Source organism: Candidatus Stoquefichus massiliensis AP9 (assembly GCF_000455285.1).
GTDB lineage: Bacteria > Bacillota_I > Bacilli_A > Erysipelotrichales > Coprobacillaceae > Stoquefichus > Stoquefichus massiliensis.
Window position 1 is genome coordinate 113,635 of sequence record NZ_HG005290.1, and the last position, 10,881, is coordinate 124,515.

The window sequence follows — 10,881 nt, forward strand, 5'->3', positions numbered from 1 at the left end:
CTTTCATCAATATTTTTCTATAAATCAAACAAAGAAAGCTGATTTTCTTCAGACATATCTTGAAAGACTCCTATTTTACTTAAAAATTCAATTTGATTATTTGTCAATTTTGTACGTTTTGTGACATCTTCTTTAGATAAGAAAGAATTATTCTTACGTGCTTCAATCACACTATCCCCTACTGATACACCCAATCCATCAATAGAAGTAAATGGTGGAAGCAGTCCATCTAAATCATTTGGATCTAAAATGAAGTTTCTTGAATCAGAATATTCTAAAGATATATTATTAAAATGAATACCTCTTTCATACATTTCTAAGGCAATTTCAAAAACAGAAATTAAAGCTTCTTCTTTATTAGAAATCTTGACACCATTTTGCTTATCTGAAAGAATTTGTTGATATCTACTATAAATAGATTCTTTTCCCTGAATCATTGTTTCGATATCATAAGCATCACAACGCGTTGTAAAATAAACAGCATAGTATTCTCGAGGGTAATAAAGCTTCCACCAAGCCACACGAATCGCACTTAAAACATAAGCAGCAGCATGGGCTTTTGGGAACATGTATTTAATTTTCTTACATGATTCTATATACCACGAAGGAACATCATGCTGACGCATTAATTCCTCATATTTTTTTTCAGGAAAAACAGCAGGAGACTTTCCTTTACGAACACATTCCATAATATCAAAAGCATCTTTATTAGGTAAACCTTTTTCAATAAGATAGACCATGATATCATCACGACATCCAATAACTTCCTTTAATGTACACGTTCCTGAACTAATTAATGTTTCAGCATTGCCTAAGTAAACATCTGTCCCATGAGATAAACCAGAAAGAATAACCAGGTCACTAAACGATGTTGGATGTGTTTGTTCAAGCATTCCACGAACAAACTTTGTTCCAAATTCAGGTAAACCTAAAGCACCTGTTTTACAGTTTAAATATCCTAAATCAATACCTAGAGATTCTGTAGAATTAAACAAACTCATTACACGTGGATCATTTGTTGGAATATCTTTTGGATTCACTCCTGTTAAATCTTGTAACATTCTAATAACTGTAGGATCAACATGTCCTAAAATATCAAATTTCAAGACATTATCATGAATAGCATGGAAGTCAAAATGTGTTGTTTTCCATTCTGCACTTAAATCATCTGCAGGATACTGGAATGGCGTAAAATCATAAACATCCATGTTTTCTGGAATAACAATAATACCACCTGGATGTTGACCAGTTGTTCGCTTAACACCAGTACATCCTTTAGCAATACGTTCTAATTCAGCACTACGAATTGAATTTTCCTTTCCCATGAGTTCAGCATAACCTTTTGCATAACCATAAGCAGTCTTTTCAGCAACAGTAGAAATTGTTCCTGCACGATAGACATGGCTTTCACCAAAGATTTCCTTAGTATATGCATGAGCTGTAGGCTGATAATCACCTGAGAAATTTAAATCAATATCTGGGACCTTATCCGCATTAAATCCAAGAAATGTTTCAAATGGAATATTGTGTCCATCACCCTTTAAGGGTTTACCACATTTAGGGCATACTTTATCTGGTAAATCAAATCCATTAGCAATATAACCTTCTGGTAAAAATTCATTATATTGACAATGAGGACAATAATAATGAGGTGGAAGTGGGTTCACTTCAGAAATATCTGCCATAGTTGCTACAAATGACGAACCAACAGAGCCTCGACTCCCTACCAAATAACCAGCATCATTAGATTTTTTAACCAATTTATGTGCAATATAATAAATAACACCAAAGCCATGTTTGATAATATTGTCCAACTCTTTGGTTAAACGCTTTTCAACAATATCTGGTAACACTTCACCATATTGCTTATGAGCATTTTCGAAACAGAGTTTTCGCAAGTTCTCATCAGCATTATCAATATGTGGTGTAAATAATTTATCATGAACAACATGAAAATCTCCATCAATCATATCTGCAATCTTATTTGTATTTTCAACAGCATATTCATATTTCTCAGTTTCTGTCAAGTAAGAAAGTGAATCTATCATTTCTTGAGTTGTACGGAAATATTCATCCGGTGTCCAAGCTGTTGGATTATTACGATCAGTCAAGGGATGTAAAGTGCCACCTAAACCTATTTTAGGATTACATGTAAAGACATCACGAAATATTTTATCTTGCTGATCAACATAATGGACATCACCAGTTGCAACAATCAGTTTTCCCATTTCTTTGGCTGTATCAACAATTCGACGTAGAATACGTTTAAGATCATCCTCTGTATCAATACGTCCTCTTTCAACAAAGTACTGACATATATCTAAAGGCAATATCTCAATATAATCATAAAAAGCAATAGCTTTTTTCAGTTCATCTAAACTTCTGGTCATTGCAAGATCAAAGATTTCAGAATTATAACAACCACTTCCAAATAGTAAACCTTCATGATAAAACTCAAGACGTTCACGTGGAATACGTGATGTTTTTTGGTAATATGTTGTATTGGCTTCTGAAACAAGCTTAAACATATTCTTTAATCCTGTTTTATCTTTGGCAAGAATACACATATGCTTAGGTCTTACAATCTTATAAGCATTTGGACATTCGATAGTGTTCATATCAAGGAGATTATACTTTTGATTTTGCATCATATCATGAAGCATCATATTAAAGACACCAGCTAATACTTCAGCATCATAGTCAGCACGGTGTGCTTCATCCCCATCATAAGCAATACGATAATGACGGGCAACACTCCCAAGTCGATATCCCTTTAATTCTGGCAATAGTTTCCAAGCAAGAGTTAATGAATCAACAGCAGGATTCTTTAATTTTTCATACCCATGACGTTGTAGAATTTCATTTAAGAATCCAACATCAAAAGTCGCATTATGGGCAACTATAACATCATCTTTAAAGAAATCTAAAATTTTTGGAATGAACTCTTCAATTGTAGGAGCATTTTTGACATCTTCATTTGTAATATGTGTTAAATTTGTAATCTTTTGAGATATACGTTTATTAGGCTTAATTAAACTTTGAATGCGTCCTATTTCTTGTCCATTCTTAATTCTTACTGCACCAAATTCTGTAATATCATCATCCATAACTGATAGTCCTGTTGTTTCAAGGTCAAAAGAAACAAATGTCAAATCTTTTAAAGAGACATCTTGTTCATTATAAACAACTGTAAACTCAGGATCAATCATATACATTTCAACACCATAAATCATTTTTATTTTATTTTTTATACTCGCCATTTGTGCTTCTGGAAAAGATTGTACATTTCCATGATCAGTCACTGCAATTGCCTGGTGTCCCCAATAAGCTGCACGAGATATGTAATCGCTAATTGACCCTATTCCATCCATTGCTGACATTTTTGAATGAACATGTAATTCGACACGTTTCTTTTTGGCATTATCCTGACGTACTTTAGGCGTCGGAATGATTTCTACTTCTCTAGCAATAATAACAGTGTCTTTAGCAAATGTGTCATATTCTACATTACCTTTAACCCTAACCCATACACCGCCTTTTTTGACTTTGTTAAGTTCTTCTAAACTATTACCACCTTTATTTTCAAATCTTTTCACAACAATACTATTTGTATAATCAGTAATATATAAAGACTGAATTGTTTTACCAGTTTTTACTTTTTTAGAATCTTCCTTAAAAATATAACCTTGGATCATCACTTCTTTAACAGTTTCATCTATTTCATCAATTGTCAAAGAAAAATATTCTTTTTTATAACTTTGATATCTAGGTTTCTTTTCAATGACTTGTTCTTCAACTTGATCAAATGTTTTTTGATCTACTTGAACTTCATTCAATGCATTCATTTCTTCTTGAATAGATTGATATGTTTCATTGTTATGATCTATAAAAGCATGAAAGCCAATTTGAATACCAAATTTATTAAAATACTTATCAAATATTTTATAAAGATGCTGCAATTGACCTAATTGAATTTCATTAAGAACTTCTATATTTAATGTATTCTCATTAAAAGACAAGCTTTCTTCTTTAATAAACTGAATCTGTGGAAAGCGATTCTTCAAACCACTAAAAATAAATAAGGCATATTCTTTAACATCCTGAGGTGTATACGATGACATCCAATCAAAGATAAAATCACATGGATAAGGAAATTCATTCTTAGCAGAAAATAAAACTCTTATTTCTTCTAATGGTACAATATGAGATGCGACAATATAAAAAACATAAGAGTTGTCTGCATTCACAATAACTTTTTCAATATTAGCCTGTTTGAGTTGCACAACTTCATTTTCTAAATGAAGTTGCTGCAATAATATCAACATTTTATTCATAAAATTCCTCCCTCAATTTGAAAAGGGATATACTATCCCTTATCCAAACATTCTTGATATATCTTGATATGTGACAAAAACCATCAATAACATAACTAGACCTAATCCTACCATTTGTAAAGTCAATTTTAACTTTTCAGGAATTTCTCTACCAATAATCTTTTCAACAACAGCAAAGAGCACCTGACATCCATCCAAACCTGGTATAGGCATTAGGTTAAAAATTCCTACATTAACAGATAGTAACGCTAAAAGATTCAATAGATAAGCAACCTGTCCAGTTTCTGTCACTTGTGCTGTAATTTGATAAATACCAGCAGGACCAGATAGTTGTGTAACAGTTTCTGAAAATTTTGTTACTAACTGTCCCAAAGCAGTAAAAATAGCCATACTCATCGTTCCTAATGAAACAAAAGTATATTGAAAGGCTTCAGCAATATTCATATGACGTGTTGCTTGTGAAATACCAAGTTTATATTTTCCATCATCCTGATTATAATTAACTTTAACATCTACAACTTCTTTATTTTGATCACGTAACACTGTCACTTTAAGAGTGAGTGTATCAGAAGTCGTATTGAGGTTATCTTGTGTCAATTGTAAATCATCATAACTTGAAACAAGAATAGATTGACCTGTCTCAACAACATCTACTTGTTGAATAATATCATTTTCTTTCAATCCAGCCTGTTGAGCAGGTGAATTTTCAGGAATTGTTCCAATCTGTGCAACATTAACAGGTAATTGTCCAGAAACAAGATTAACCCCTAATGTCACAACAAGAGCCAAAACAAAATTCATAAAAACACCTGCTAAGAAGATAATGACTTTCTTATAAGTTTGTATTCCTTTCAATGTTCTTTCAATAGGAACATCTTTCATTTCCTCATTGTCTTCCTGATCAGCTTCACCAGCCATCGCTACAAAACCACCAAATGGTAATGCACGCAATTCATATTCAGTTTCCTTACCTTTTTTAGACCATATTTTTGGGCCAAAACCAATTGAAAATTGGCTACAATAAACACCAAAGAATTTAGCAGCTAAAAAATGTCCCAATTCATGAATGATAATTATTGAACCAAGTATCAATAAAAAGACAATAATATTAATAATTGTTTGCATCTAATCTTCTCCTACTCTTTTTAAAACAAAGTGACGTGCCCACTGATCAATTTCAAGAAGCTGTTCCAAAGTTGGATAAGCAATAAACTGATGAGCACGCATAGCTTCTTCAACCAATCTTTCAATATCTAAAAAATGAATTTTACGTTCTAGAAATAAAGCATTAGCTTGTTCATTTGCTCCATTTAACACGCATGGCATTGAACCACCCATACGTCCTGCCTCATATGCTAACTCCAAAGCATGATATCGCTTAAAGTCTGGTCTATAAAAATGTAAAGATCCAATATCGGCAAGAGATAAACGTTTACCTCCAATCAGTGGCTGACGATATGGATATGTTAAAGCATATTGAATAGGTAAACGCATATCAGGAGTTCCTAACTGCGCAATGACAGATGTATCTTGATACTCTACCATGGAATGAATAATGCTTTCGGGATGAATCAAAACATCAATATCATCATAGTCAACATCAAATAGCCATTTTGCTTCCATAACTTCTAAACCTTTATTAAACAATGTTGCACTATCAATCGTAATTTTTGCTCCCATAGACCAGTTAGGATGTTTAAGTGCCTGTTCAACAGTAACATCCTTTAACTCATCTCGACTCTTATCACGAAAACTTCCACCACTTGCTGTTAAAATAATCTTTGCAATATCACCATGATGTTCACCATTCATAGATTGAAAAATCGCAGAGTGTTCACTATCTACTGGTAATAATGCAACTCCATATTCCTTGACCAAAGGAATAATTAAATGACCTGCCACTACCAAAGTTTCCTTATTTGCTAAGGCAATATCTTTATGTGCTTTGATTGCTTCCATTGTTGGCAACAAACCTGCAAAACCGACAATTGCATTTAATACGATATCTACTTCAGTTAAAGTTGCAATTGCTATTAAGCCATCTTGACCATCATAGAATTGACAATCAGGATATTTCCCTTCTAAATACTCTTTATCCTCTTTATTTTGAACACAAATATGTTTGACATTCATAGATTGCATTATTTCTTCTAGCAATTGAATATTACGCCCTGCACTCATCGCAACAATTTCAAATTCATCACTATGATTTTTAACAACATCTATGGTCTGCGTTCCAATTGACCCAGTCACACCTAAAACAGTTATTTTTTTCATATTATACCACCACCATTGCTACAAAATGTAATAACAAACCAAAAACCATTGCATTAAATAAAATAGAATCAAAACGATCTAAAACGCCACCATGTCCTGGCAAAAGTTGGGAATAATCTTTCACTTCAAATGTTCTTTTGATGCTACTGAAAGTCAAATCACCAATTTGACTTGTAATTGTTAAAACAAAACAAATAGCAATCAATAAAGAAATGGGAATATTCACTTGAATATATGCACCATAAGCGACAGAAAGAACTGTTCCTAATAACATTCCACCAAGTGAGCCCTCAATTGTCTTCTTAGGTGAAAGACGAGGATTTAGCTTATGTTTTCCAAAAAACATTCCTGTAAAATAAGCTCCTGTATCAGTTCCAAAAGTCGCTAAAGCTAAAATTAAAATATATTCAAAGCCATATGTTAAGCGTAACTGATAAAGCATATGTAATCCCATAGCAACTAAAACACCAGCACAAAAATAATAACATAATCTTAAATAATTCATACCATCATCAAACATACTGCAAGCCAATAAAACAATTAAATAAATAATTAAAATTTCGCTAGGAATTAATAAAGCACCTTCAAAAAAGAGTGAATAATAAATAAAAATTCCTACGAGTGGATACAAATAAATATTAGCTTTAGGGCGATTACAGATTGAAAGCATTTCAAATACTGCTGCCCCAGCAACAATTCCTAAAAGAACTTGAAAGGGAATTTGACCAATCACAACACATGGTAAAATAACAGCAATTAAGACAAGTCCTGTGATAATTCTCGTTTTCATTTCAACACCCCTCCAAATCTTCTTTCTCGACCTTGATAAACAGCAATAGCATGATGTAACCTCTCTTCATCAAAATCCGGCCATAAAGTTTCATCAAAAATAAACTCAGCATAAGCTAATTGCCATGGTAAAAAGTTAGATAGACGATATTCACCACTACTTCTGACCATTAAATCTACTGCTGGCAAATCAACTGTCATTAAATGTTTTTCAAAATAATCTTCAGTAATATCGTCTAATGATATCTCTCCATTTTTATATTTTTCGCAAATTAATTTTGTGGCCTCAACAATTTCATCACGTCCTCCATAAATAAATGCAAAAGTTAATATAAGTCCCGTATTCATAGATGTTTTATCAATAGCTGCCTGAATAATTTCCTGTGTATCTATAGGTGCCATTTCTAGATGACCAATATAACGAATTTGAACATTGTTTTCCATTAATTCCTTTAAGTAAAGATTAAAGAACTCTTTAGGAAGTTTAAAAATATAGTCAACTTCACTCGCTTCCCTCTTAAAGTTTTCAGTTGAAAAAGCATAAACGGTCATTGCTTTTACCCCTAATCGATTTGCTTCTAAAGCAAGCGTACGAATTGTCTTTGTTCCTTCATGATGACCATAAGTTCTTGGCATCTTTCTCTTCTTTGCCCATCTGCCATTACCATCCATAATAAAAGCAATATGTGCGGGAATATTATTCATATCTAAATCATAGTCTTTTTTGACCTTTTTTTTAAAAAACATATTCTCACCTCATAATCTTTTTGTATTATATCATAATCCGTCATTCTTGGAAACAAAAAGAAAAAAGTTGGATAAAAATAGGAGATATAGTTTCTATATCCCCCTATCTATTCATTTTATACAGTCATCAAATCATTTTCTTTTGCTTTTGTTAATTGATCAATTTTCTTTACAAATTCATCAGTTATTTTCTGAACTTCTTCTTTCCCCTGTTTTTCTTCGTCTTCAGTTAAACCTGCTTTTTCAACATCATCATTTATTGATCTTCTAATATTTCGTAAAGCTATTTTAGCATCCTCAGCAAACTTTTTGGCTAATTTAACATATTCTTTACGTCTCTCTTCAGTTAAAGCTGGTACATTAATACGAATTAATTCACCATCATTTTGTGGTGTTAGTCCTAAATTAGCTTCATAAATAGCATGCTCAATATCTTTTAAAATACTCTTATCATAGGGTTTAATAACCAATTGACGTCCTTCTACAACAGAAATACCAGCAGTTTGATTTAAAGGTGTTTTTTCACCCCAATAATCAACCATAACACGATCAAGCATTGTTGGATTCGCACGTCCTGTTCTTACTGTAGATAGTTCATGTTGAAATGCTTGTATAGATTTTTCCATTCTTTCTCTTGCTTCTTCTAATATTAAATCTAGCATTTTATTTTCCTCCCTTAGAAATAATCGTTCCTATCGATTCTCCATCACATGCACGGGCAATATTTCCATCTTCCTGCATGTTAAACACACATAAATCAATGCCATTATCTTTACATAAAGTAATTGCTGTTTGATCCATGATATGTAAATCTTCATTCAAAACATCTAAATATGTAATATGATCATATTTTTTGGCTGTTGGATCAATTTTCGGATCAGCAGAATAAACACCATCGACACCATTTTTTGCCATTAAAATGACATCAGCATTCATTTCAGCAGCACGTAAAGCAGCAGTTGTATCAGTTGTAAAGAAAGGACTTCCTGTCCCAGCACCAAAAATAACAATTCTACCCTTTTCTAAATGACGAACTGCTCTTCTTCTAATATATGGTTCAGCAACTTCTTTCATATCAATTGCTGATAACAATCTTGTATCTAAGCCAATTGTTTCCAATGCATTTTGTAAAGCCATACCATTCATCACAGTTGCAAGCATTCCCATATAATCAGCAGCCGCTCTTTCCATTCCCATATCGCTACCTGTTTTACCACGCCAGATATTTCCACCACCACATACAATAGCAATTTCAACATCTAAATCTTTAGCATCCTTAATTTGTCTTGCTACATCAGCAACAACTATAGGATCAATACCAAACCCTTGTCTACCAGCTAATGCTTCACCACTTAATTTCAATAATACTCTTTTGTACTTCATATAAATCTCCTTCATTTTATAAGAAAAGGGCACAAAAAAGTGTCCTCCCCCGTATATAATTATCCTTTCATTTGAGCAGCAACTTCTTCAGCAAAGTTTTCTTCTCTTTTTTCCATTCCTTCACCAACTTCAAAACGAACCATATCTAAAACTTTACCGTTTCCTAAGTATTGAGCTACTGTTTGATCAGAATCTTTAATGAATGCTTGATCTACTAAGCACATTTCTTTTAAGTTTTTATTTAAACGACCTTGAACCATTTTTTCAACAATATTTTCTGGTTTAGGTTTAGCACTATTTGCATTTTCTTCCATAGCTTGTGCTTTTAATACTGCTAATTCACGATCTAATACTTCTGCAGGAATTGCAGTTCTATCAATATATTGAGGAGCTATTGCAGCAACTTGCATAGCAATATCTTTTGCTTTTGCTTCATCAATACCATTAGCTTTCACTAATGCAGACATCTTTCCACCCATGTGTGAATAAGCGCCAAAAACTTCATCCGCATTTTTAGTTAAAACTACAAATCTTCTTAAACTTAATTTTTCACCAATTTTACCACTCTTTTCAGCGATAACTGTTTCTAAATCCTTACCTTCAACATCTAATTTTAAAGCAGCTTCTAAATCAGCTGGTTTATTTGTTAAAATAATTTTCGCAACATTTGCTACTAATTCTTGGAATTCAGCATTTTTAGCAACAAAGTCAGTTTCAGAGTTTACTTCAACAATTGAAGCAGTATCTCCATCAATAACAAATGCAGTTAACCCTTCAGCAGCAATACGATCTGCTTTTTTTGCAGCTTTTGCAATTCCTTTTTCTCTTAACCAGTCAAATGATTTTTCTAAATCACCATCACATGCTTCTAATGCTTTTTTACAATCCATCATTCCAGCACCAGTTTTTTCACGTAATTCTTTTACTAATTTTGCATTAACAGCCATTTTTTCTATCCTCCATGTTATTTTTTATAAAAAAGGGAAAGACATAAGCCTCCCCTTAATTCAACTATGCTTCAGTTTTTCCGTCTCTAACTGCAGCTGGTTTGCTTACTTCAGCAGGTTTGTTATTTCTAGGACGTCCAGCATTTTTATATCTAGGTCCTCTTTGTTTACTTTCTTCTACAGAAGCAACAGCATCATTCATAGATACTTCTTTGTCATCTTCATCTTTAACATATGCAACAGTTACAGGTTCACCTTTTGCTTCACATACAGCATCAGCCATAGCAGCAACGATTAATTTTACTGCTCTAATTGCATCATCATTTGCAGGGATAACATAATCTACTTCATCAGGATCACAGTTCGTATCAACAATACCAAAAACAGGAATTCCTAAGATTTTT

The 10,881-nt window shown here is 32.7% G+C and carries 9 protein-coding genes; all 9 read right to left on the bottom strand.

All coding sequences use genetic code 11. The features are described from left to right. Window positions 1-17: 17 nt before the first annotated feature. Complete coding sequence (locus tag BN350_RS11760) at window positions 18-4,334, bottom strand: PolC-type DNA polymerase III (protein ID WP_028043773.1); 4,317 nt, start codon at window positions 4,332-4,334, stop codon at window positions 18-20. A gap of 39 nt (window positions 4,335-4,373) precedes the next feature. After that, window positions 4,374-5,459: a M50 family metallopeptidase gene (locus BN350_RS11765; protein WP_028043774.1), complete on the bottom strand. Its 1,086-nt coding sequence runs from the start codon at window positions 5,457-5,459 to the stop codon at window positions 4,374-4,376. Beyond that, window positions 5,460-6,611, bottom strand: a complete 1,152-nt coding sequence (locus BN350_RS11770) for a 1-deoxy-D-xylulose-5-phosphate reductoisomerase (RefSeq protein ID WP_028043775.1) — start codon at window positions 6,609-6,611, stop codon at window positions 5,460-5,462. It lies immediately after the preceding gene. 1 nt (window position 6,612) lies between these two features. Beyond that, window positions 6,613-7,401, bottom strand: a complete 789-nt coding sequence (locus tag BN350_RS11775) for a phosphatidate cytidylyltransferase (protein ID WP_028043776.1) — start codon at window positions 7,399-7,401, stop codon at window positions 6,613-6,615. Then, window positions 7,398-8,147, bottom strand: a complete 750-nt coding sequence (locus BN350_RS11780) for an isoprenyl transferase (RefSeq protein WP_028043777.1) — start codon at window positions 8,145-8,147, stop codon at window positions 7,398-7,400. The genes BN350_RS11775 and BN350_RS11780 overlap by 4 nt, the downstream gene beginning before the upstream one ends. A 116-nt stretch (window positions 8,148-8,263) precedes the next feature. Continuing rightward, entirely contained in the window at window positions 8,264-8,809 is a 546-nt protein-coding gene (gene frr, locus BN350_RS11785; RefSeq protein ID WP_028043778.1) for a ribosome recycling factor, read from the bottom strand. A gap of 1 nt (window position 8,810) precedes the next feature. Continuing rightward, window positions 8,811-9,530, bottom strand: a complete 720-nt coding sequence (pyrH, locus tag BN350_RS11790; protein ID WP_028043779.1) for a UMP kinase — start codon at window positions 9,528-9,530, stop codon at window positions 8,811-8,813. A gap of 59 nt (window positions 9,531-9,589) precedes the next feature. Further along, a complete protein-coding gene (tsf, locus tag BN350_RS11795; RefSeq protein ID WP_028043780.1) occupies window positions 9,590-10,477 on the bottom strand; it encodes a translation elongation factor Ts in 888 nt (295 codons plus the stop codon). Between the two features lie 64 nt (window positions 10,478-10,541). Continuing rightward, window positions 10,542-10,881 (bottom strand): 30S ribosomal protein S2 (locus BN350_RS21380; RefSeq protein WP_044600300.1); only part of this gene is annotated, 340 nt, incomplete at its 5' end.